At 48.9% G+C, this 23,351-nt stretch carries 20 protein-coding genes and 1 rRNA gene; 15 read left to right on the top strand and 6 right to left on the bottom strand.

Annotation, left to right across the window (positions count from 1 at the left end):
• The first annotated feature begins 8 nt into the window (after positions 1-8).
• The 5 genes from rrf to tsaD all read left to right on the top strand — a co-directional run bounded on the left by rrf (position 9) and on the right by tsaD (position 2,779).
• Positions 9-123 (top strand): 5S ribosomal RNA (gene rrf / locus FO441_RS09150).
• Positions 124-228: 105 nt separating this feature from the next.
• Complete coding sequence (tsaE, locus tag FO441_RS09145) at positions 229-696, top strand: tRNA (adenosine(37)-N6)-threonylcarbamoyltransferase complex ATPase subunit type 1 TsaE (protein WP_145288993.1); 468 nt, start codon at positions 229-231, stop codon at positions 694-696.
• A complete protein-coding gene (gene tsaB, locus FO441_RS09140; protein ID WP_145288990.1) occupies positions 677-1,333 on the top strand; it encodes a tRNA (adenosine(37)-N6)-threonylcarbamoyltransferase complex dimerization subunit type 1 TsaB in 657 nt (218 codons plus the stop codon). Before tsaE ends, tsaB begins: the two co-directional genes overlap by 20 nt.
• Positions 1,309-1,764, top strand: a complete 456-nt coding sequence (gene rimI / locus FO441_RS09135; protein ID WP_246095099.1) for a ribosomal protein S18-alanine N-acetyltransferase — start codon at positions 1,309-1,311, stop codon at positions 1,762-1,764. The genes tsaB and rimI overlap by 25 nt, the downstream gene beginning before the upstream one ends.
• Positions 1,757-2,779 carry a tRNA (adenosine(37)-N6)-threonylcarbamoyltransferase complex transferase subunit TsaD gene (gene tsaD / locus FO441_RS09130; RefSeq protein WP_145288984.1) on the top strand — a complete coding sequence of 341 codons (1,023 nt, stop codon included), beginning with the start codon at positions 1,757-1,759 and terminating at the stop codon, positions 2,777-2,779. Before rimI ends, tsaD begins: the two co-directional genes overlap by 8 nt.
• A 270-nt stretch (positions 2,780-3,049) precedes the next feature.
• Here the strand turns inward: tsaD and FO441_RS09125 are convergent, their stop codons facing one another.
• Positions 3,050-4,963 (bottom strand): ABC-F family ATP-binding cassette domain-containing protein, encoded by a 1,914-nt coding sequence (locus FO441_RS09125; protein WP_145288981.1) that lies wholly within the window; start codon positions 4,961-4,963, stop codon positions 3,050-3,052.
• 137 nt (positions 4,964-5,100) lie between these two features.
• Between FO441_RS09125 and FO441_RS09120 the strand changes: the two genes are divergently transcribed.
• The 6 genes from FO441_RS09120 to FO441_RS09095 all read left to right on the top strand — a co-directional run bounded on the left by FO441_RS09120 (position 5,101) and on the right by FO441_RS09095 (position 10,563).
• Positions 5,101-5,733 carry a redox-sensing transcriptional repressor Rex gene (locus FO441_RS09120; RefSeq protein ID WP_281287297.1) on the top strand — a complete coding sequence of 211 codons (633 nt, stop codon included), beginning with the start codon at positions 5,101-5,103 and terminating at the stop codon, positions 5,731-5,733.
• A 40-nt stretch (positions 5,734-5,773) separates the two neighbouring features.
• The gene (locus tag FO441_RS09115) at positions 5,774-6,010 is read left to right on the top strand and encodes a twin-arginine translocase TatA/TatE family subunit (RefSeq protein ID WP_186365533.1); all 237 of its coding nucleotides are present in this window, start codon (positions 5,774-5,776) and stop codon (positions 6,008-6,010) included.
• Between the two features lie 54 nt (positions 6,011-6,064).
• Positions 6,065-6,826 (top strand): twin-arginine translocase subunit TatC, encoded by a 762-nt coding sequence (gene tatC, locus FO441_RS09110; RefSeq protein WP_145288978.1) that lies wholly within the window; start codon positions 6,065-6,067, stop codon positions 6,824-6,826.
• 12 nt (positions 6,827-6,838) lie between these two features.
• Positions 6,839-8,308 carry a glycoside hydrolase family 32 protein gene (locus FO441_RS09105; protein ID WP_145288975.1) on the top strand — a complete coding sequence of 490 codons (1,470 nt, stop codon included), beginning with the start codon at positions 6,839-6,841 and terminating at the stop codon, positions 8,306-8,308.
• Positions 8,309-8,420: 112 nt separating this feature from the next.
• Positions 8,421-9,257, top strand: a complete 837-nt coding sequence (locus FO441_RS09100) for a MurR/RpiR family transcriptional regulator (RefSeq protein ID WP_145288972.1) — start codon at positions 8,421-8,423, stop codon at positions 9,255-9,257.
• A 220-nt stretch (positions 9,258-9,477) separates the two neighbouring features.
• On the top strand, positions 9,478-10,563 hold the full coding sequence (locus FO441_RS09095; protein WP_145288969.1) for a hypothetical protein: 1,086 nt from the start codon (positions 9,478-9,480) through the stop codon (positions 10,561-10,563).
• A gap of 38 nt (positions 10,564-10,601) precedes the next feature.
• Here the strand turns inward: FO441_RS09095 and FO441_RS09090 are convergent, their stop codons facing one another.
• Entirely contained in the window at positions 10,602-12,302 is a 1,701-nt protein-coding gene (locus FO441_RS09090) for a M3 family oligoendopeptidase (protein ID WP_145288966.1), read from the bottom strand.
• Positions 12,303-12,437: 135 nt separating this feature from the next.
• Between FO441_RS09090 and FO441_RS09085 the strand changes: the two genes are divergently transcribed.
• Positions 12,438-13,865: a phosphate--AMP phosphotransferase gene (locus tag FO441_RS09085; RefSeq protein WP_145288964.1), complete on the top strand. Its 1,428-nt coding sequence runs from the start codon at positions 12,438-12,440 to the stop codon at positions 13,863-13,865.
• Positions 13,866-13,923: 58 nt separating this feature from the next.
• Here the strand turns inward: FO441_RS09085 and FO441_RS09080 are convergent, their stop codons facing one another.
• Positions 13,924-14,670, bottom strand: a complete 747-nt coding sequence (locus tag FO441_RS09080; protein WP_246095097.1) for an SDR family NAD(P)-dependent oxidoreductase — start codon at positions 14,668-14,670, stop codon at positions 13,924-13,926.
• 212 nt (positions 14,671-14,882) lie between these two features.
• On the opposite strand from FO441_RS09080, the gene FO441_RS09075 reads away from it, so the two are divergent.
• Entirely contained in the window at positions 14,883-18,512 is a 3,630-nt protein-coding gene (locus tag FO441_RS09075; protein WP_145288961.1) for a S8 family serine peptidase, read from the top strand.
• Positions 18,513-18,557: 45 nt separating this feature from the next.
• On the opposite strand, the gene FO441_RS09070 is transcribed toward FO441_RS09075, so the two are convergent.
• Positions 18,558-19,310: a CPBP family intramembrane glutamic endopeptidase gene (locus FO441_RS09070; RefSeq protein ID WP_145288958.1), complete on the bottom strand. Its 753-nt coding sequence runs from the start codon at positions 19,308-19,310 to the stop codon at positions 18,558-18,560.
• A gap of 173 nt (positions 19,311-19,483) precedes the next feature.
• On the opposite strand from FO441_RS09070, the gene groES reads away from it, so the two are divergent.
• Both groES and groL read left to right on the top strand, forming a co-directional pair.
• A complete protein-coding gene (gene groES, locus FO441_RS09065; protein WP_145288956.1) occupies positions 19,484-19,768 on the top strand; it encodes a co-chaperone GroES in 285 nt (94 codons plus the stop codon).
• A gap of 64 nt (positions 19,769-19,832) precedes the next feature.
• Positions 19,833-21,461, top strand: coding sequence for a chaperonin GroEL (groL, locus tag FO441_RS09060; RefSeq protein ID WP_145288953.1), 1,629 nt, complete (start codon positions 19,833-19,835; stop codon positions 21,459-21,461).
• 544 nt (positions 21,462-22,005) lie between these two features.
• Here groL and FO441_RS09055 read toward each other — a convergent pair.
• Positions 22,006-22,245, bottom strand: coding sequence for a ferredoxin family protein (locus FO441_RS09055; protein ID WP_145288950.1), 240 nt, complete (start codon positions 22,243-22,245; stop codon positions 22,006-22,008).
• 176 nt (positions 22,246-22,421) lie between these two features.
• A complete protein-coding gene (locus tag FO441_RS09050) occupies positions 22,422-23,186 on the bottom strand; it encodes an NRDE family protein (RefSeq protein ID WP_145288947.1) in 765 nt (254 codons plus the stop codon).
• Positions 23,187-23,351: the final 165 nt, after the last annotated feature.

The following is a 23,351-nucleotide window of genomic DNA, read 5'->3' as shown; positions in this document are numbered from 1 at the left end:
TCATATTGTCCGGTGGCGATGGCGGAGAGGCCCCACCTGTTCCCATGCCGAACACAGCAGTTAAGCTCTCCAGCGCCGATGGTAGTTGGACTGACGTCCCGTGAGAGTAGGACGCCGCCGGGCAGTACTAATACATAATTTAATTATGGATGCGATGAGCCGCATTGAGACCTTTACAGGTCTCTTTTTTTGTATAATCGGAGTATATGGTAGATGAGGTGGCATAATATGAAGTATAGTATTGAAATCAATGGTCTGAATGAAACTGAAAAGCTCGCCCGTACGCTTGCTGATAATATGGAGATGGGTACTGTAATTCTTCTATCCGGAGACCTTGGGACTGGGAAGACGACATTCACCCAGTTCCTTGGCAGGTCTCTCGGCGTCAGAAGAAGAATGAGTTCACCGACTTTCAATATCATAAAGACATATCGTGGAGATCATACGATCCATCATATGGACTGCTACAGGCTTGAGGATAGTGATGAGGATCTTGGCTTTGATGAATACTTCAATGGCGAGGATATTGCGATTGTCGAATGGCCTCAGTTCATTGAAGACTTTCTGCCTGATGAACATCTATCAATCCATATTACCGTTGCTGGTGAAGATGCGCGTGTTTTCAAGTTCACCTCATCCGGTATGAAATACACAAAAATACTGGAGGCGCTTGAACATGATTTCTCTTCTGATTGATACTTCCAACAGACCGCTGTCTGTTGCACTCAATAAAGACGGCTATTGCCTGGCGGAAATAAATACAACTGTAAAAAGGACGCATTCTGCTACAGTGATGGTCCATATCAGCCAGCTGTTTGATATGACCGGATATGAAAGAAAGGATATCGACCGTATCATCGTCGCACGCGGACCGGGTTCCTATACTGGTGTCCGCATCGGTGTCACTGTTGCGAAGACATTGGCGCATGCGCTCGGGGTGGATCTTTATTCCGTATCCTCTCTGGCTGTCATTACGGCATCAAGCAATAGGGAAGGTATACTGGCTCCGCTATTTGATGGCAGGAGGGGTAATGTATACAGTGCAGTCCATCGGGTGGAACATGATGAAATGGAAGAGGTTCTGCCGGCTGGATACAGATCCCTTGATGCATTGCTTGAGCATATGGAAGGCTATCAATCGCATCATCTGCTTCTGGATGGCGAGGAGAAGTTCAGTGAGAATGTCGCATCATTCCTCCATACAGTACCGCGTGTCAGTACCGTTGAAAAATATGGATCCATGCTGCGTCAGGAGGACATCCATAGTATGGTGCCTGAATATCTGAAAGTATCGGAGGCTGAGAAGAATTGGATGGAACGCACACAACCATAAGAAAAATGACGATTGACGACCTGGAAGCCGTGTATGAAATCGAATGTGCTTCCTTTCCTCATACTTCATGGAATATCGAATCGTTCCTGAGAGAACTGACCGCCAACCAGTTCGCCTATTACTTTGTGATTGAAAAGGAAGGCAGCGTGGTCGGCTACTGCGGCATGTGGCTGGTCATCGATCAGAGCCAGATTACAACAATTGCCGTCAGCAGCGAAGAGCAGGGGCAGGGCTATGGCCATCAGCTGATGCAGCATGCCAAGGCATATGCAGGAAAGTCTGCAGGCATACTGTCACTCGAAGTAAGTGTAGATAATGATCGGGCAATGAAGCTTTATGAAAAGGAAGGATTCCTCTATGGAGGGATCCGCAAGGATTACTATGGACAGGGAAAGGATGCACATGTCATGTGGGTGAAGCTGGATGAATGAAGATGTCATTATACTGAGTATCGAGACGAGCTGTGATGAAACAGCATGCAGCCTCGTCAGAAACGGCAATGAAATACTGGCCAATGTCGTTGTCAGTCAGATTGAGAGTCATAAACGTTTTGGTGGTGTAGTACCGGAAGTCGCTTCAAGACACCATGTCGAAACCATAACAGTAGTGATTGAAGAAGCACTTGAGACGGCAGGCCTGACGCCAGCAGATCTATCTGCTGTGGCAGTGACTGAAGGTCCGGGGCTGATCGGGGCACTATTGGTCGGCATCAATGCTGCCAAGGCATTCAGCTTTGCCCACAATCTGCCTTTGATTCCCGTCCATCATATCGCAGGTCATATATATGCCAACCAGCTTGAGGAGAAGCTGCAGTTCCCACTCGTCTCCCTCATCGTCTCCGGCGGTCATACCGAACTGATCTACATGAAAGATCACATGTCCTTTGAGGTCATCGGGGAAACGAGGGATGATGCGGTCGGTGAAGCATACGACAAAGTTGCCAGGGTCATCGGACTGCCGTACCCTGGTGGTCCTCATATCGACCGTCTCAGCAAGGAAGGCGAGGATAGCTTCAACTTTCCAAGACCCTACCTTGAACCTGGCAGTTACGATTTCAGCTTCAGCGGTCTGAAGTCTGCGGTCATCAATACACTGCACAACCATAGGCAGAAAGATCTTGAAGTGAAGGATGCGGATGTAGCAAGAAGCTTCCAGGAGAGCGTCATTGATGTACTGACGAAAAAGACAATGCAGGCAGTAGCGGACTATGAAGTTGAAAATCTGATCATAGCAGGTGGTGTGGCAGCCAACAGCGGACTTCGGGCACAATTTGAAGAGCTCTGCCAGGAGAACGATACAAAACTCAGCATTCCTGCTTTGAAATATTGTACCGATAATGCGGCAATGATCGGCGCTGCAGCTTATCATCTCTACAATAATAAGGCATTCGGTGGTCTCGACCTGAATGGCAGAAACTATATTGATATAGAAGAATACAGCATTTAAAAAGGCAATCCCTCACCGGGATTGCCCTTTTTCTTTGGATATGGAACATCTGTTTCGATGCGGGTTGTGGATAATTTGTTGATAATATTACTGAAAGCTTGCCTTAAGGCCAGCACCCTGGGGATATAAGTGTGTACAGATTTGTGGATAACTTGTTTATTTTGTGGATGAAACCCGCAAACCCCTGATGCAGAGCACTTCTCATTGTGTATAGAGCTGTGTATTCCATCCATTGCTACTGATACAAGAAAAGGAATATACGTTCGCATCCTATACTTCTTCGATCTGCTCCTCGAGCGCTTCCCATTCCAGCATCTGCTGTTCGAGTGCCTCTTTCCGATCATTCAGCTGCTGGTCGTATTCGGACGCCTTCTCGTAGTCCCCGTATACTTCAGGTTCGGCCAGCTTTTCTTCAATCTGCGCAATCTCCTCTTCCAGTTCAAGGATGCTTTCTTCCATTCTGGCTGCACTGCGTTTCAGTTTCTGCATTTCATTCCGCTTCTGCTTCTGCTGCCGGTAGTCCAAATCATTCTGCTCGACCGACTGGCTGCTTTCCGCCTGGATGGTGAGTGAGGCCTGCTCATCCTTCTTATGCCGGTAGTAGCTGTAATCTCCATTATAGACCTGGACATGCTGCTGATCCATTTCGACAATCTTGGTAGCGATGCGGTCGATGAAATAGCGGTCATGCGAGACGAACAGGATGGTACCAGGGAAATTCTGCAGTGCAGCTTCAAGCACTTCCTTGCTGTCTATGTCGAGGTGGTTGGTCGGCTCATCGAGAATGAGCAGATTGTTCTTCTCGAGCATCAGCCTAGCAAGCTGTATGCGGGCTTTTTCTCCGCCGCTCAGGTCATTGACGCTTTTCAGTACCTCCTCCTGGGTGAACAGGAAGCGTCCAAGCACCTTACGCACGTCGCTTTCGTTCATTTCGGGGTACTCATGCCACAGTTCTTCCAATACATTCCTGTTGGAAGTGAATTCCGCCTGCTTCTGGTCGTAGTAGCCGATCGAGACATTTGTACCATAGATGATTTCCCCGTCGTGCCGCGGCAGTTCCCTGGCGATCGTCTTTACAAGTGTGGACTTGCCTATACCGTTCGGACCGATGATGGCAAGCCGGTCTCCCTTGTCGACATTCAGATTGATGCCGCTATTCAGTGTCTCCTCATATCCGATGGCGAGCGATTTGATCCTGAGCACATCATTGCCGCTCTCACGCTTTATATCAAAGGAGAACCGTGCACTTTTGCGGTCGATCATCGGCGTCTCCATACGATCCATGTGCTCAAGCTTCTTGCGTCTGCTTTTTGCCATATTGCTCGTGGAGGCTCTCGCTATATTTTTCTCAACAAAGGTCTCAAGCTGCCTGATCTCCTTCTGCTGGTGTTCATATGCTTTCACCTGAAGGCTGAAGTTCTTCTCCTTCTCTTTGACATACTTCGTATAGTTGGTGTGGTAGAGTGTTCCTCTGTGCATCTCCACTTCAAAGATCTTATCCACTGTCCGATCGAGGAAGTAGCGGTCGTGGCTGATGATCGCGATTGCGCCTGTAAAGCTGTTCAGATACTGCTCTAGCCATGCCACCGTTTGCATATCCAGGTGGTTGGTCGGTTCATCGAGCAGCAGCAGGTCGGGCTTCGACAGCAGCATCTGTCCGAGCGCGAGCCGTGTCTTCTGACCACCTGAGAACGCATCGACATTGCGATCAAGATCACTGCCGGAAAAGTTGAGTCCGGTGAGCACGGTCTTGATCTCGGCATCGATGGTATAGCCGCCCTTTGATTCGAAAGTGTTCTGCAGCCGATCGTATTTTTCCAGCTGGTCGCTGTATGCCGGATCCTCGTAGTCATGTGCTGCCAGCCATGCGGTGGTGGCATTCATCTCCTCCTGGGTGCGCAGCAGCCCGGCAAAGGGCCGCATCATTTCATCACGGACGGTCTGGGATGACTCCAGTGTCATCTGCTGGGTGAGATAGCCGATCGCGATGCCTTTCGGCGTCGTGATCCGGCCGTCCTCGACACCGAGTTCACCCGCCATCATCTTCATCAGCGTCGTCTTGCCGGCGCCATTCTTGCCGACGATGCCGACGGTTTCACCTTTTTTTATTTCAAGATTTATATTTGAAAAAATCCGGTCTGTACCGAAAGATTTCCCTACATTTCCTAATTGCATTACTATCATATGAATTCCCCCACTTCATTCAATTTTACAACAAACAAGTCAAAAAAACGATGAAATTAAGTGACAATGACTACACTACGAAAATGGAGATATGCTATAATATACCGACAGAGTGCAATAGAAGAGGTGTGGGACATTTGAACAGTAAAAAGAAAATCCCAAACGCAACAATGAAACGTCTCCCTTTATACTATAGATTTTTCAAGAATGCCGAGAAGACCAGTGTAGACAGAGTTTCCTCAAGGGAAATCAGCGAAGCACTGGATATCGATTCAGCCACAATCCGGAGAGACTTCTCCTATTTTGGTGAACTTGGCAGGAAGGGCTACGGCTACAACGTCAAGAGCCTATTGAATTTCTTCATGGAGCATATCCAGGGTAATGAAGTGAGAAATGTGGCAATCATTGGAGCGGGCAACCTGGGCAGTGCATTATTAAACTACAAATTCAGCAGCATAAATGATAGAATGAATGTGGTAGCTGCTTTTGATAGTAATGCTCAGATTGTCGGGACATCCATCAATGGCACGACAGTATATCATTCGGATGAGCTTGAGGATCTGATCAGTAGACATAGCATAGATGTTGCGATACTCACGCTGCCGGCAGAAGTCAGCCAGGATATGGCTGAACGTCTGGTGGAGGCGGGCATCAAAGGCATACTCAACTTCACACCGATCAGATTGAATGTAAGTGATGAAATCTATGTCCATAATATAGATTTGAGCGTTGAATTGCAGGCACTATTCTTTTATATGAAATATATCTAGGAGGGATACTATGCTCGAAACATTAATGCCGGTGACACTGATGGCAGTAGGCCCGACAAGTATGATCGTAATTGCTGTTGTGGCATTGATCATATTTGGACCTAAAAAATTGCCGCAGTTCGGACGCGCGATGGGTTCCACTTTAAGAGAGTTTAAAGATGCAACCAAAGGTCTCGCCACTGACGACGATGACGACGAAGACGACAACGATAGAAAGAAACAACCGAAGAAAATCGAAACAGTCGAAGTCGAAAAAGTTGAAGAAACTAAAGCATAAAGGTATGAAGAGGTGGCGGAAGCCGCCTTTTTTTTAAAGAGGTGAAAATGAAGTATGAACGACTCGGAAAAAAGGGAGATCACCGAGCATCTGGATGAACTGAGGAAGCGGCTGCTGATTGTCATGTACTTTTTTGTCGGCGCCCTGGTCATCGGATTTTTCCTGTCCAAACCACTGATCTACCAGATGCAGAATGCACCGTGGACGGAGACGATCCAGATGCACGCATTCCAGGTGACCGATCCCCTGAAGATCTACCTGATGATCATCATTGTCATCGGCTTTGTCATCGTGCTGCCGGCGATACTCTACCAGCTCTGGGCATTTGTCTCCCCGGGGCTGTACAGTAACGAAAGAAAGCTCACTTTGGGCTATATACCGATCGTCATGGTACTCATGCTGCTCGGTATGGCTTTTGGCTACTTTATTCTTGTACCCTATATCATCCAGTTCACTTTTGAACTGTCCGAGGAGATGGGGATTGAGAATACCATCGGAATCAACCAGTATTTCGGCTTCCTGTTCAGGACGGTACTGCCGTTCGGTGTCATATTCCAGATGCCGATTCTTGTACTTTTCCTGACGCAGCTCGGCCTTTTGACACCGGCATTTCTCAAGCAGAACAGGAAATATGCCTATTTCATCCTGCTGGTGGTTGCGGCACTCGTTGCACCGCCGGATGTAATGACACATATACTGCTTACCATACCGATGATCATTCTTTATGAAATCAGCATCTACATTTCCAAAATCGGCTATCGCAGACATCTGAAAGCAGAGCAGAAAGCATTAGAAGAATCATTGGATTCCGACTAGGGGGTATTCCAGGTGAAATTCGATCCGGATGCCAGAGCATCTCTGGCGCTTGATGGCAGCAGTGAAAAATGGACAGGCCAGATTGACAGGGCACAGGAGAGTCCATGGCGGCAGAAGTATCATATCCAGCCGCCTGCAGGCAGCATGGATGCGCTTGATGGCTTCATATACCATGAAGGCAAATATCACATCCTATACCAGTGGGCGCCCTTCTGGACAGAGGGCAGAAAGTATCTGTACCACGTCGTATCGGATGATCTTGCCATCTATCATAATCGCGGAATAGTCGATGCATTACCGGACGGAGCCGATTCAGGCTCCGCTTCTGTAATGGATGGTATGCACGTGTATCATACAGTGATGGACGGCGGCATACCACTCCAGCAGCATACGGCATTCAGAGAAGAAGCGGGGCATCTCCGTCCATATCGGACATCACCCATCATAAAAGGTGCGCCGAAAGGCTATGGACCGATTGTGAAAGATCCGAAAGTGTGGAAAGAAAATGGAAGATATTGTATGATAATGGGGGCGGCTACCCAGGATGACTTCGGCCGTGTGCTCTATTTTACCGGCACGGGCACTGAAGTATTCGATTACATAGGCGAACTTGAAACTGAGCTGGATCAGTTCGGTTTCATGTGGGAGTCACCCGAGCTGTTTGAACTGGATGGGCACCATGTCCTCATGTTCTGTCCGCAAGGACTCGACAAGTATCAGCACAGCTACTGGAACATCTACCAGTCCGGCTATATCCTCGGCAGTGCGGACCTCGACAAGCGGGTGATGTCGCATGGCGACTTTCATGAACTGGATCAGGGTTTCGACTTCTATGCGCCAAAGACGACGTGTGACGCTTTTGGCAACCGTTACATCATCGGATGGATGGGGATGAAGGAGACGGTCTACCCGACAGATGGCGCATGGTCCCACTGCCTGACGCTGCCCCGGAGGCTGTCCATCGAAAATGGTGTTCTGAAGCAGCGGCCTGCAGCGGCCCTGGCAGATCTGAGAACGGATGAAATGACGGCAGAAGGCTATTTCGATCATCGTCCGAAGAAGATGAAGGACTTCTATGGGGACAGCTATGAGCTGACGATGGATGTACTTGAAAATTCGGCGACACAGATATACATCAATCTGAGAGTGAGCAGACGGGAGCAGACGAGTCTGATCTATGATGCCAACACCAATACGCTCACCCTTGACACGACTTTCAGCGGCGAAATGCCGGAAAATGTCGATGGGACTGTGAGGACGGCGAAGCTCGATGCACCCCTTTCCAAACTCCGGATATTCGTTGATGTTTCAAGTGTTGAAATTTTCATCAATGACGGAGCGGCTGTCATGACAGCACGCATATTCCCTTCGGAAAAGGCGAGAGGCGTGGAACTATCCACAGAAATGGGCAGCTGCCATGTCAGAATGTCCCGTTACGAAATGCAGCCGCTGGCGTCCAATCCGATCATCCATATGAAATAGAGGAACCGGATTTCAGAATTTGCACATAATATTGTTTCAATTCCGCTTATAATCGATTGAGTATTCTGTTATTATAAACTTACATACGGTAAGGGTGAGAGGAGAAGTGGATATGTTTTCGGTACTGAGTCAGATTCGCAAACGTTATGAATATATGACACCTGTAGAGCAGCGGATTGCAAATTTCATGTTGGACAATCCTGCCAAAGTCATCAATATGCCTGTCAAGGACATCGCAAGAAACAGTGATACAAGCGATGCAGCCATTGTCAGATTCTCAAAGAGAATCGGGCTCGCAGGTATTAAAGAGCTGAAAGTCGAACTCGCCAAGGAGCTCCATACACTGGAAAAGGAAAATATATCAAGGGTCATCGATCTCGAGCATGATACCCATAAGGATATTTTCGATAAGGTTTTCAAAAATACGATACAGGCGCTCTACAACACGGAGAAGATCGTCGATCGGGACACCATGAAGGAAGCGGCACAGCTTTTCGCCAAGTCGGACAATACCTTCATATTCGGTCTTGGAGACTCCGCCAATGTCGGGAATGAACTGGAGCAGAAGCTACATAGAGTCAATATCAATGCTTTCTTCACTTCGGACAAGTACCTCTGCATGACCCGGCTGTCGAATGCCAAGGAAAATGATGTCCTGTTCCTCATCACCCTGTCCGGCAAGACCAAGGAAGTCGTCGAAGTAGTGAAACTTGCAAAGAAGCTTGGGGTCAAGACCGTCATACTGACACAGAACCACGCTTCCATAGCGAAGCGCAATGCCGATATCGCAATAGAAATCACCGAGGAAGAAACAAACATACAATATATGAACATGACAAGCCGGGTGGCCCAGCTCGTGATCTGTGATGTCCTGTTCTTCTATATTTGCCGGGAACTTGGTTCCTCGGCGTATGAGACCATCATCAAAACCTACGATGTCACCCACTGATCTCCTTTCAAAGTGAAAGGAGATTTTTTTTATTCCATGTAAATATTTCTGATACAAAGTTACCTTTTTGAAACATTACTGAAATATTTCCCAGTAATAAGGCACCAGTATTAAGGTTATGTAACAACTCGGATATTCGGTGGATACCCCCGTGTCATTCTAATATAATGATGATTATTGAAAGTGACTAAAAATGGTAAAGCCTGATGGGGGAGTCATATTGAAAAATAAAATCATGAAGAGTAGTATCGCATCCCTGTTGATCGCATCTACCATATTCATAACCGATATAGACGCAGTAGTCCATGCAGAAGAGCCGGAGGCAGCGGAGACTTCGGAAACAGTCGTTACGAACGAAAACGTACAGATGGAAAATAGTGAGGAAGCACCAGCAGAAAGCACAGAGATGCCGGTTGCGGAGGAAGAGACTACTGAACCATCAGCAGAAGCGGTGGAGGAGGACGTTCTTGTCAGTTCCACGCCGGAAAATACGGATGAAGATCAGATCCGTGAAGCGGCAATCGAAGCGCATAGTGAAAATGATGAAAGTGATGAGGCACCGCCTGCATTGCATGAAAGCCAGGAGAGCGATGCACCTGCCGAGCCATCTTCAGAACAGCCGGAAACGCCACCTCTCCCAACGGAAGAGGAAAGCACCGTCGCACCGGAGCCGACTGAAGAGGCGACGAGTGAACCGGTCACTGAAGAAGCGCCGACGACGGAACCGACTGAAGAAGCGCCGACAGCCGAGGAGACGATTGAAGAGACGAACCAGCCTCCGACAGTCGAAGTACCCGTTCAGGAAAGTGAAGAACCTGCAGCGGATGAGCCGGTCATGGAACCGGTGGAACCTTCAGTGGAAGTGCCGGCACAAGAACCTGAAAAGGATGACAATGGTTTTGTGCCGTATCCGGAAGCCCCTGAAGCGGAGCATACCTCTGTGGATCCGGAACCATCCGAACCACCGGCTGCTGAAAAGAAGAAATATTTCCGATACGACTATGGCAATATTCTGGAAGGCATATCGCTCAGACCCGGTGCATCAGAAACGGAGCTCGGTCTTCTGGATAAGCGGGTCAATCGCCTGATGTCGGCGCGGATCATGGAAGAATCAGAAGTGGATGAAGCAGTCATATATGAAATAGAGGAAAAAGTAAAGAACGAAGAAGGGGTAACTGCTTCAACCTCACGTGAGGAACTGCCAAATACGGGCGAGACGACCTACACTTTCCTATACGGAACTGTACTATTCATTTCAGGTGGCATACTGCTCTGTATCATGAGGAAACCGAAGCACAATAAATAGACATGGAAATGCCCCATTCAATGAATGGGGCATTTCTTCTATAGTACTTTATCGTCGATTGAATTCAGGTAGCTTTTGACTTCTTCCACTACGGATTCGAGGCATCCGTCTTCAAACGGAGAGGTCAGGTTGGCTGATTGTGCCAAGGCATTGAATGGCAGTGAGCCACCAAGCTTGCATAGTTTGACATAGTCCGCCCATGCCGCTTCGAAGTCTTCATTTGCACGCTTCCAGAACTGTAGCGCACAGACCTGTGCAAGCGTATAGTCGATATAGTAGAACGGTACACCGAATACGTGGCCCTGCCTGTGCCAGAATGCACCGCTTGAAAGCGGCTCGATACCATCGTAGTCACGGTGCGGCAGATACTTGTCCTCAAGTTTCTGCCACTCCTGGCGACGCTGCTCTGGTGTGAGCTCCGGATTTTCGTAGACTACATGCTGGAACTCATCTATGGCGACACCATAGGGCAGGAAGGAGATATTGTCCGCCATGTGCGTGAACTTGAACTTGTCCGTATCCTCCTTGAAGAACAGATTCATCCAAGGGTAGGTGAAGTACTCCATGCTCATTGAATGGATCTCTGCCGCTTCCAGTGTCGGGAACTGGTATTCCGGCACTTCGAATCCTCTCGACATATAGCTCTGGAACGCATGGCCGGCCTCATGGGTCAGTACAGTCACATCGTCCAGCGTGCCATTGAAGTTCGAGAAGATGAACGGGGATGCATGGTTCGGAATGAATGTGCAGTATCCGCCGCCCTCCTTGCCTTTCTTGGCTTCCACATCAAACAGTTCGCGTTCTCTCATGAAAGTATAGAATTCATCCGTTTCAGGAGACAGCTCGCTGTACATCTTTGCACCATTCTCGAGAATCTCTTCCGTGTCCCCCTTTGGTGTTGCATTGCCTGTGACAAAGTCGAAGGATTCATCGTAGGATTTCAGTTCCGAAAGGCCGATTCTTTGGCGCTGCCTTTCCTTCAGTTCCGTAACGAGCGGCACGACATGCTCGGCCACCTGGCGTCTGAAGTTCTCCACCATATCACGATCGTAGTCGATCCGGTTCATGCGAACGTAGCCGAGTTCGACAAAGTCCTTGTATCCGAGCGCCTGTGCGATCTGATGGCGTGTCTTGACGAGGTCATCATAGATCTGGTCGATCTTCTCCAGGTTATCTCCCATGAAGCCCTGTACAGCCTCAGTCGCGCCTTTTCTCATGCCGCGGTCCTTATGCTGGGCATAGGGGCCGAATTCGGACAGGTTGAGCACCTTGCCGTCGAATTCGATTTCAGCCGAAGCCATGAGCTTCGAGTACTCGGAGTCGAGCTTGTTCTCCTTCTGAAGCAATTCTTTTACTTTCGGGTCGAATCCTTTGATCGCATTTTCAGCCAGGGCGAACAGCTGCTTGCCGTATCTTTCTTCAAGAGCATCTCTATATGGACTTGAAGAGATTGCCTGGTAGTATTTATGATCAATCTCCTGGATCATCGGCCCGTATTCATCGAAGAATGTTCTTTCCTGATCGTAGAACTCATCCTTTGTATCAATGGAAGCACGTATGTAGGTCAGCGTACTCATCGTCGACAGGTAGTTGAAATGGGTATTGAGTCTGTCGATGACCTCACCTTGTGCCTCAGCAGAATCCTTTGTCTTGAACTCTTCGAGCAGTGCGTCCACTTCGGATGATATTTTTTCAAGATCCGGTCTTTCGTATTCATAGTCTTTAAAAGTGCGTACCATGTTCATCCCCCTAAAAGTTATATACATCTTCATATTATCATATTCATCTGAAATGCACCTCAAGTTTACAATATGTTCAGATTATTTGACTTGTGGGTAGAGATAGAGGAGATGATAAGTAAAGGGAGAGATGACATGGTAGAGACAGATGAGATACTCGAGAACAGAATTGGAGAAATGACAAGGAAGACTAAGGAAATGGGTATTCCGCTCATGATTGTGATTGAAGGGGCACCGGCTTCCGGTAAATCCCGCCTGTCGAACGCACTGTATATGGCACTCGATGCCAAATACACGGATTTCATGGCCACCAGACCGCCGCGGGACATCGATCTCAGGTATCCTTTCCTGCAACGATACTGGAACCATCTGCCGAAGAATGGAGACATCAATATCCATTTCAGAAGCTGGTATGCGCAATACATCGAATACAAGACGAATGACGTGCGTGAAAATGTCAAAGTGGACTATCGGGAAATCAGGCAGGATATCGACCATTTTGAGCAGTCGCTGATGAATAACGGCTACGAGATCATCAAGCTCTATGTGCAATCGACGGAAGAAGTGCGAAACCGGCATATTGAAAAGCTCAGAGCGAACCCTGTGCTGAAGTGGAAGGCGGAGGAATTTGCGGAACGCCTGAGCAAGATCGACTATGAAAATGAAATGAAGCAGTTTCTGGATGCACCGACGGACTGTCCGTGGACGGTGATCGACTTCGAAGACAAGGGCGGGGCGATCAATACGCTTTACAGCACCATCATAGAGCGTCTTGAGAAGCGGGTGAAAAAGGAATTGCGCAAGGAGACACCTAAAGTGGACGGGGAGTTCACCGCGGACTATCAGCCCGAGTTCTTCAATTTCGACTTCGAAAAAGAAAAGATCAGGAAAAAGAAATATAAGGAGATCCTGCCTGACCTGCAGTCGAGGATGCGGGAGATCCAGTTCCAGCTCTATGAGCAGAAGATTCCACTCGTCATTGTATATGAAGGCATGGATGCTGCCGGCAAGGGGGGCAACATCAAGCGCATCCGGGAAAGACTCGATCCGACCGGCTATACTGTCAACGCGACCGGGGCACCGACCGATATGGAACAAGCACACCACTACTTGTGGCGCTTCGCCATCGATACGCCAAGAAGCGGTCATATCGGCTTCTTCGACCGCAGCTGGTATGGCAGGGTGCTTGTGGAACGCATAGAGGGGTTTGCATCCAATAAGGAGTGGAAGCAGGCCTACGAAGAAATCAACCACTTCGAGAAATCATTGTATAATTCCGGAGCGATCATTGTGAAGTTCTTCCTGTCCCTCGATAAGGATGAGCAGCTGGAACGCTTCAATGACCGGCAGGATGATGAGGACAAGCAGTGGAAACTGACCGATGAAGACTGGAGAAACAGAGAAAAGTGGGATCTATATGTGCAGGCGGGGGAAGATATGGTGCGCCAAACGAGTACCGACCATGCACCGTGGCATGTCATCGCGGGCAACAACAAGAGATACGCGCGGATCACGGCGCTCAGAAAGGTGATCGAAGCGTGTGAAGCGCGTCTCGGAGAATAATTGAAATAGTAAAGCCTGACGTTGGAACTCCAACGTTAGGCTTTATTCATGAATCTGCCTAAGGCAGGCTCAGTTGTGTCATCCTGCCGCCATCAACAGTGTAGATCTGGCCGGTGATGAATGCCGCTTCGTCTGCCGCAAGGAAGGCGACGAGTGCAGCGACTTCTTCCGGAGAGCCGGAACGGCCGACAGGATGGATGCGTTTGATGTCGCGACGGAATGCCTTGGCATCACCCGAATTCTCGATCATTTCGCGGTTCAGGTCGGTATCGATCCACCCGGGCGCCACTGCATTGCAGCGGATGCCTTCATGTCCATGGTCGACAGCGACCGCGCGGGTCAGTCCATGGAGTCCTGCCTTCGACGCACTGTACGCGGTATGGTTGGGATTTGATGCCAGTCCTTCGACAGAACCTGTATTGACGATGCTGCCCTGTGTCTTGCGAAGGTGCGGCAGTGCTGCCCGGATCAGCAGGAATGGGGCAGTCAAGTTTATGCTGAGATTGCGTTGCCAGTCTTCGATGCTGATGTCTTCCATGGATTTTTCAATCATCATACCCGAGTTGTTGACCAGCACATCGAGTCTGCCGGCACGTTCGACCACTTCTTCGATGACACGCTGCGGTGATTCAGGATCGGTGAAGTCCGCCTTGATGGCGTCGAACTCCTCGTCCTCACCACGCTGGGCAGTGAACACCTTCGCCCCTTCATCACGCAGCCTGCGGGCGATGGCCTGGCCGATGCCTGAGCGTCCGCCTGTTACAAGTGCTACTTTATTTTCGAAACGGTTCATTTGCTTTGTCATTATAAGACGCCTCCTTATTGAACTATGTACCCTGATTGCTGTATGACCCTACATTATTTTTACCATAAAAATGGATAAGGTCCAAACATATACAGGATGAACGCTCCCTGCAAAATAGTTATTGCACCATTTTGGAAAAATGTATATTCTATAAAAGAACTGTTTAATTTTTGAAAATTTAAACAGTTTATAATAAGTAGGGGGATTGAGAGATGCAGTCATTTAAACGGATTTTTCTTCTATTCACAGCACTTCTCCTGGTATTCAGTGCGTTCGGTACGGAAGTACTGGCCAACGAACTGGGCAAGCCGGAACGTTCGCCATCATTGGACGAAACGCATTTTGAACAGTATCAGAACGTGCAGAGCCAGCTGGATATTCTTACGGGTGAGGCCCAGCTTGGTGAGAGTCTAAAGGACAAGGAAGGCAACGTGAATGTCATTGTGCATTACAGGGAACCTTCTGTCGGACTCCAAAAGGGGATTGTACAATCACAAGGGAAAAAATGGTCTGGACTTGATGCAGAAAAAGTCAGGCAGAAAATAGAAAAACAGCAGCGTCAGGCTGAACACAGTATGCGGGATAAGAATATCAATTTCTCCAAAGGCAATACATATACGACTGTGCTGAACGCCGAATCCATGACGGTTGCAGCAGAAGATCTTGATAAACTGCTGGAAGTTGAAGAAGTGGCACTGGTCGAGGAGGATCATTTTGTCCAGCTCGATCCGGAAATCGGTACGACGCACAATGAAAATATAGAAGGTGCATCGGATGTAGCCGATGAAGATATAAAGCCGAACTACATTGCAGGCATTACGCACCTTGATATACCGAAAGTATGGGAACTCGGCAATCGTGGCCAGGGCGTGAAAGTGGGCGTCATCGATACAGGCATAGACTACAACCATCCCGATCTCGCTGATGTATACAAGGGTGGCAGGAACTATGTGAATGGCACGGACTATTTGGTGGAAAGACCGTCGGATGATCCATATGAAACGAAACCGGAGGAGCGTCCGGAAGGTCTGCCGGAATATGACGATCGCGGCAATTCCTACTGGACAACACACGGGACACACGTTGCCGGAACGATTGCCGCACAGGGCAGCAACGACTACGGCATGATCGGTGTGGCACCGAATGTCGACATCTATGCCTATCGTGCACTCGGGGCATACGGCAGTGGCTATACATCATGGATTGTCGGTGGTATTGAAGGCGCGGTACAGGATGGCATGGACGTCATCAACCTGTCGCTCGGCAACACGCTGAGTGATGAAAGCCAGGCAAACTCCTTTGCGCTGAACAACGCCATGCTGCTCGGTACAGTGGCTGTTGCCGCAACCGGCAACTCGGGTCCCGAGAGATCGACAGTCGGCGGACCGGCCACAAGTACGATGGCAATCAGCGTCGGCAATACGACATTGCCTGAGCAGAGGGTGGCATCGAATGTCACACTTGAAGCGGGCAGCTTCTCACAGACGCTCGATGCGAACTTCATGGCATTCATGATCGGTACACATCCACAGGAAAGCCTTGAAGGCACGATGGAAGTCGTCAGTGTGCCGGGCGTCGGAGATGCTGCTGACTTCGAAAGTGTCGATGTCGAAGGCAAAGTGGCACTGATCCAGCGTGGGGCAATCGCATTTGTCGATAAGATTGCGAATGCACGCAGTAATGGCGCAAAGGGTGTCATCATCTACAACTCTGCGGACGGTACGAATGCACCGGGACCGGTGGACATCTTCCTCGGTACAGCATTCGACTATGTTCCGACACTTGATATCTCGCACACGCTCGGTGCCGAATTTGCCGCTGCGATCGGCGAGGCAGGCACAGGCAGCGTCACTTTCAACAGCTTTGAAGATTCACTCTCAGCCGGTGACGCAGTGAATGACTCCTCTTCAAGAGGGCCGTCCACGCCGAACTTTGATATCAAACCGGATATTTCAGCACCAGGAACCAACATCCTTTCCACGATTCCAGGATTCGTGGCAGGAGGAGACTATTCAGAAGCCTACGCACAGTACACAGGTACTTCCATGGCGACACCGCATGCAGCAGGCGTTGCAGCACTGCTGATTGAACTGCATCCGGAATGGACACCGTTCGATATCAAGTCGGCAATGAGCAACACAGCAAAAGTACTCGATACTGCGCTCTATGATGTGTTCGCACAAGGCGCAGGACTCGTCCAGCCGTACGCTGCAGCAACGACGAACACACTGATCAAAGTGCCGCATGAATCCACGATGGATGGCGAAACACATAGCCATACACGCGGTACAATGTCCTTCGGATTCGTCAGCCCGGGTGGATCTGCCCAGACGGTGACGAAGGATCTCATCATTGAAAGCAATTCCGGTGAGACATACAGCTTTGATGTCGTTACTACAAAAGCACCGACAGGATCGATGGCTGGTGCGACACTGACGCCAGGTACACAGTCGGTGACAGTGAACGGAACCGAGACGGTCCAGTTTACATTGAATGTACCGGCAGGTGTTGAAGAACCAGGCAACGAGTTCCTCGGCTATATCAATGTAACAAGCGGCTCCGGTACGTACTCGGTACCTTTTGCGGTCGGTTTTGCGCCACCGATGCAGCAGGGATTCGCAGAACTCTATCTGAACGACTACCATATGTCTCCGAATGGAGATGGGGTACAGGATGAAACAAGCGTCTATGCGGCCTTCCATAATCCACAGCAATTGACAGCATTCAGCTGGTTTGATCTGCTCAACCCGTCATCCGGGCCGAATGCGGACGGATACATCGGCGACTTTGCTTTTGTTGAAGGAATCGAGTCATCCATCACAGTGCCTGTGAACGGCGAGATGTATAATATTGAAAATGGTGGATACGTGTATTCCGAAGTGCCTGATGGCGTATATACGATAGATGCCATTTCACAGCATGAAGGTGGCACGGAACTCCAGTACGATGGACCATTGTTCGTCAAACGCAACGTGGCACAAGTGGTGGAACCAGCCGTTTCCGGTGGCATCATCCGAGCCGGCATCGAAGACCTCTATATCGAGGTGCTTCCGGTACTTGAGGAGATGTACGGCATGACGTATGACCCGAACACATATATCAGTGGCACCTACCAGCTGTCAAATGGTGAAAGTACCGAGGAAGGTGCGGTTGCAATCGGTGCCGATGGTACATTGTCACTCGACTTCTCAGGCTATACGGGTGCGTACCATCTGACACTTGATTTCACCGATGCAGCCGGCAACAGTGGCACATATGTCTATACGGTCAATTTCGATGAAAACACAATTACAGAAGGCGAAGCGGAACTGCCTGAAGAAGAGGCACCGGGCAGCACTGCTTATGAACTGACGTCAGCGGACATCGGGGATGGCATCACAAGAAACAACATCAAGGATATCCACGTGACAGTACCTGAAGCAAGCATAGAAGACGGATCTGCCTCCATCAGAATTTCGAATGATCTGATCACGCAGTTTGCACAGATGCGCAAAAACAAGACGGTCGTACTGAACGTCGGCGGTTCAGCAGTCCAGCTGACGGTCCAGAACTTCCAGCAGTTCACAGCGTATGATGCGGTTGAAGTCGATATCCTGCGTACACCAGGCACTGAAGTACATCATGTCAGTGATATTTACGAAGTCTTGCTCAGAGGCATCACCGATGATGGAACAGAGACCATCACCACGCTCGATTCCGCGATGAGCGTGATGATCGAATCACCTGGCAGACACTTCGACGTATATGATATTGCAGCCGACACCATCGTCAAATCGAAATACAACAAGAAGCAGCAGGTCATACAGACGACAGTACCATCCTCATATGTCGTTGTAGAATAGAAAAATCCATCCGGGAGATCCCGGATGGATTTTCGTTTTATAAGGCTAGAACATCAGGCTCAGTATGGCACCCGCTGTGCTGCGTATCTGCTCAAGCTGTTCGATATAGTCCTTGAACATCAGCTGGAGCAGGACGACGAGCCCATTCATCAGCATGTGGACAAGAATAGGCACAAGCAGCCTGCCGCTCATGACATAGAGGAAGCTGAATGTATAGGCCATGGTGACGTAGATGAGGATATGCGTCAGATCCCAGTGGGCCAGTGCGAAAATGAGTCCGCTGACCAGGCCGGCAACAAGGAAACCGATGACTTTGGAACCTGGGATCATTTCATATATTTCAGCAAAGATGGCGCGTCGGAATACATACTCCTCAAGGATCGGACCGAGCAGCGCCACCACAAGAATCATGAATGGTGCCGATTCGATCATCTCTATGATACTGTTCGTGTTTTCACTCTCTATCGGGTTGCCGAGAACTTGTGTATTGATGAGTCCGGCAACAATCTGTGAACCGTAGGCAAGGACGAGACCACCGACCACCCAGGCGATTGTCACAGGGATATCCGACTGCGGGCCGCGCTCGATGCGGTTCTTGTTCTTATGCAGCCTGCCGATGATGATGACGATGATGACACCGAGCGCAAAAGCGGCCGCCTGATACGGCATGACCTGATCCAGAAGTTCCGCTTCGGTAATCGAAGGGTTGGTGAAGGCCAGGACGATTGAAACCGGCAGTACAGCGAGCTGGACTGCGATGAATACAACGATGATTAGAGCACTATATAACTTTCTCAAAGTAAACCCTCCATTTTCCAATACAGCTATTCTACCCTAAAAATTAAAGTGGTTAAAGCAAATAGATATCACTTGCAATATTGACCAACTTTGATTATTATTTAATTGTTAGCACTTCGAATGTATGAGTGCTAAATCTAATGATATTTGTACTATTAAAGGAGGGTTTTCACGTGTTGAAACCATTAGGCAACAGAGTCGTCATCGATCTGACGCAAAAGGAAGAAACGACAAAGAGCGGTATCATCCTGACTGAATCCGCAAAGGAAAAGCCACAGGAGGGCACTGTCGTCGCAGTCGGTTCAGGAAAAGTATTGGAAAATGGCAAACGTGCTGAAGTTGAAGTCAAAGAGGGCGATCGCGTCGTCTATTCCAAATTTGCCGGTACCGAGATCAGACATGATGATCAGGACTATTTGATTCTTGCAGATTCCGACATTCTGGCTGTAATCGAATAACCGCATCCAATAAAAATACGCACAAAGCATTAGATTTAGATTTGTATAGGAGGAATGATTGATAATGGCTAAAGAACTTAAGTTTTCTGAAGATGCACGCCAGTCCATGCTCGCTGGTGTAGATAAATTGGCAAATGCCGTAAAAGTGACACTTGGACCGAAAGGACGCAACGTCGTTCTGGACAAATCCTTCACTTCACCACTGATCACCAATGACGGTGTGACCATCGCAAAAGAGATCGAACTTGAAGATCCATACGAAAACATGGGTGCCAAGCTGGTTGCCGAAGTGGCGAACCAGACGAATGAAATTGCCGGTGACGGTACGACGACAGCAACAGTACTCGCCCAGGCAATGATCCAGGAAGGCCTGAAGAATGTAACAAGCGGTGCCAATCCCGTAGGTATCAGATCCGGTATCTCAAAAGCTGTGGAAGTGGCAGTGGAAGAGCTGAAGAACATTTCCCGTCCGGTCCAGGACAAGGAATCCATTGCACAGGTTGGTGCAATTTCAGCTGCAGACCCGGAAGTTGGCGAATACATTTCAGAAGCAATGGAGAAAGTCGGCAATGACGGCGTCATCACAATCGAAGAATCCCGTGGCTTCAAAACAGAACTTGAAGTCGTTGAAGGCATGCAGTTCGACCGCGGCTACACGTCCCCTTACATGGTGACGGACTCCGAGAAGATGGTCGCAGACCTCGACAACCCGTATATCCTGATTACAGACAAGAAGATCTCGAACTTCCAGGATATCCTGCCGCTGCTCGAGCAGATCGTCCAGCAGTCCCGTCCGGTACTCATCATTGCAGATGACGTTGAAGGCGACGCAATGGCGAACCTCGTACTGAACAAACTGCGCGGCACATTCACTGCAATCGCAGTCAAAGCACCAGGCTTCGGCGATCGCCGCAAAGCGATGCTCGAAGACATCGCAGTGCTCACTGGCGGCCAGGTCATCACTGAAGACCTCGGACTCGATCTGAAAGACGCAACAGTCGATATGCTCGGTACAGCATCCAAAGTCAATGTGACCAAAGATAACACAACAGTTGTTGAAGGTGCTGGCGAGAAGACAAATATCGAAGCACGCATCGGTCAGATCAAATCCCAGATCGAAGAAACAGCATCAAGCTTCGATAAGGAGAAACTGCAGGAGCGCCTTGCGAAACTCTCCGGTGGCGTTGCAGTCATCAAAGTCGGTGCCGCAACCGAAACAGAGATGAAAGAACGCAAGCTCCGCATCGAAGATGCACTGAACTCCACACGCGCCGCTGTCGAAGAAGGCATCGTAGCCGGTGGGGGAACAGCACTCGTCAACATCTACAACAAAGTATCCGAAATCGAAGCAACAGGCGATGTGAAGACAGGCATCAACATCGTACTGAAAGCACTCGAAGCACCACTCCGTCAGATCGTTGAAAACGCTGGCCTTGAAGGTTCCGTCATCGTGGAACGCCTCAAGACACAAGAAGCAGGCATCGGCTTCAACGCAGCAACTGACGAATGGGTGAACATGATCGACGAAGGCATCGTGGACCCTACAAAAGTCACACGTTCCGCACTGCAGAACGCAGGATCCGTTGCAGCCATGTTCCTCACAACAGAAGCAGTCGTCGCAGACATTCCAAATGAGAATGGCGGCGGAGACATGGGTGCCGGCATGGGCGGCGGCATGCCAGGCATGATGTAAATAAATTTAATAAGTAAGGATATGACAGGGCTCTCAGGAGGCCTGTCATATTTTTTTGAGTACAAGCTTTTTATGATACTGCTGAAACTCACCGAATCTGCCTTATTTTTTTGGTGTTCTGGAATGGTGCTTCAATTTACATTTATAGGATTGTCTGTTTGAATTTAGATAAGATTAGAAATAGAGGAGATGTAAAAAATGGAGGATCGAATCATGAAAATACTCAGTTTGATCATTGGTATTTTCTTTTTTGCTTTCTATATAGTTATCATTGACGGCATATTTTATAACGGTAGTTACTTGGATTTCCCCTATATACTACTTACCATCTACTTTTTCATTTCAATCTTCACTTTACCTCTAGTCAGCCTGGAGGCAGGGGAAGCTACGAAAGATAAAAGTGTTTTTATTTCCAGTTATTCCTTGATTGGAGCATATCTGATTTCGCCTGTCTGGGTCGCATCAAAGTTTTTTAAGGAATAAAAAAGTATTATGTACTAAAAAACCTTGTTCGAGGAATCATCCTCAAACAAGGTTTCATTTTTTATTTACTCGCGAAAAATTTCTCGGCTTTGGCCAGGAATGGCTCATCTTCCGGTGTCATTTCGTATTCTTCCACGATTGCGTCTACTGGGCAGACGGCGACGCATGCGCCACAGTCGATGCAGATATCAGGATCAATGTAGAACTGGTCTGGTCCTTCTTCGATGCAATCGACAGGGCAGACTTCTACGCAATCTCCGGACTTTTCAGCCATACACGGTTGCAGGATAACATATGCCATGGTACGACCTCCTCACTTTTATGGATATTTCTTTCGTTGGTTGGGACGGGTACTCGTCATCTTATGTGTAACCTGAAATATGTGTCATTCATCTGGTGAATGCTATCGTCAGGCAAATGATCTATATACCAATGATAAGGCATATGTGTATTCAGGTCAATTTACCGAATGCATTATTATGATTCGATTTTGAATGTGTAGCGGTTTTCCCCGGTCTGGCCGTCTTCTGTGAATGTGCGTTCGACGAATGTTGCGTTATCGTCATGGTCGATGAGGACAACGGTGGATGACCGGGTGCCGTACTCTGGAATGCTGATGAATGCTGAGGACAGCTGGCGTTCGAGTGTTTCGGGTAGTCCTGTCTCTGGCAGTGCGCCTGTCGTCTGCTCTGAATCAGCGAGCAGCTGGAAAATGACATCGATGTCAATCTCCTCTGTAGTCTTCATATAGTCATCGAGCCTCTCACGGCCTTTGACGACTTTCGGCCAGGGGGTGTCGAGGTGATGGTTGCTCAGGCCATGGGGGCCATCGGTTACGTTGTCGACAGTGCCACCGTCATTGTGCAGATAGAACAATTCGTTCTGGTTGCCGACGAGCAGGTTGAACCCGGAATAGTCGTCCTTTTCCCTGTCGAGTGCATCGAGGTAGGCTTCTGGTGTGGCGTCTCCGGTAAGATAATCACTGACCAGTGCGCCGCGTGATTTCTTATCGGCATTTTCAAATCCCGGCTTTCTGATGTTTGTGACGGCGGCGAAGCGGCCCTGCTTCGTCAGTCCAAGCCACGTCCCGCCTTTACTCAAATCCTGTCCGGCCAGCATCTCGGGATGCTGCTTCCAGAACTGGGCTGGGGCTGTCGGGCGCCCGTAGAATTCATCCCGGTTTGCGGCGACGACCAGCTTGTAGTGCGGGTGGGTATTCTTTTGAAAAATGATCAGACACATAAAATCCCCTCGTTCTTCTATAGATTACCCTCATACTATCACGTTGATGCTTGTGTGGCATGACATGGGTTTTGGGAACTGGCTCAATCAGGAAAATATTGTGTTCTCTTTAAGCATCTGTCCATCACTGGTATAATGATGGATATTAAAAATTGTGGAGGTCAA

The sequence above is a fragment of the Salinicoccus cyprini genome, assembly GCF_007713705.1.
Classification (GTDB): Bacteria; Bacillota; Bacilli; order Staphylococcales; family Salinicoccaceae; genus Salinicoccus; species Salinicoccus cyprini.
The sequence above is the reverse complement of the archived record's forward strand: the minus strand, read 5'-3'. Positions and strand labels throughout refer to the sequence as shown.

Bases quoted from the DNA above. Each gene is read 5' to 3' on its own strand.
- tsaD (WP_145288984.1), top strand. From the start codon at position 1,757: ATGAATGAAGATGTCATTATACTGAGTATCGAGACGAGCTGTGATGAA.
- FO441_RS09125 (WP_145288981.1), bottom strand. From the start codon at position 4,963: ATGATAGTAATGCAATTAGGAAATGTAGGGAAATCTTTCGGTACAGAC.
- tsaE (WP_145288993.1), top strand. From the start codon at position 229: ATGAAGTATAGTATTGAAATCAATGGTCTGAATGAAACTGAAAAGCTC.
- FO441_RS09080 (WP_246095097.1), bottom strand. From the start codon at position 14,670: ATGACAAAGCAAATGAACCGTTTCGAAAATAAAGTAGCACTTGTAACA.
- FO441_RS09085 (WP_145288964.1), top strand. From the start codon at position 12,438: ATGGTAGAGACAGATGAGATACTCGAGAACAGAATTGGAGAAATGACA.
- FO441_RS09050 (WP_145288947.1), bottom strand. From the start codon at position 23,186: ATGTGTCTGATCATTTTTCAAAAGAATACCCACCCGCACTACAAGCTG.
- FO441_RS09055 (WP_145288950.1), bottom strand. From the start codon at position 22,245: ATGGCATATGTTATCCTGCAACCGTGTATGGCTGAAAAGTCCGGAGAT.
- FO441_RS09075 (WP_145288961.1), top strand. From the start codon at position 14,883: ATGCAGTCATTTAAACGGATTTTTCTTCTATTCACAGCACTTCTCCTG.
- groL (WP_145288953.1), top strand. From the start codon at position 19,833: ATGGCTAAAGAACTTAAGTTTTCTGAAGATGCACGCCAGTCCATGCTC.
- tsaB (WP_145288990.1), top strand. From the start codon at position 677: ATGATTTCTCTTCTGATTGATACTTCCAACAGACCGCTGTCTGTTGCA.
- tatC (WP_145288978.1), top strand. From the start codon at position 6,065: ATGAACGACTCGGAAAAAAGGGAGATCACCGAGCATCTGGATGAACTG.
- FO441_RS09115 (WP_186365533.1), top strand. From the start codon at position 5,774: ATGGCAGTAGGCCCGACAAGTATGATCGTAATTGCTGTTGTGGCATTG.
- FO441_RS09090 (WP_145288966.1), bottom strand. From the start codon at position 12,302: ATGGTACGCACTTTTAAAGACTATGAATACGAAAGACCGGATCTTGAA.
- FO441_RS09100 (WP_145288972.1), top strand. From the start codon at position 8,421: ATGTTTTCGGTACTGAGTCAGATTCGCAAACGTTATGAATATATGACA.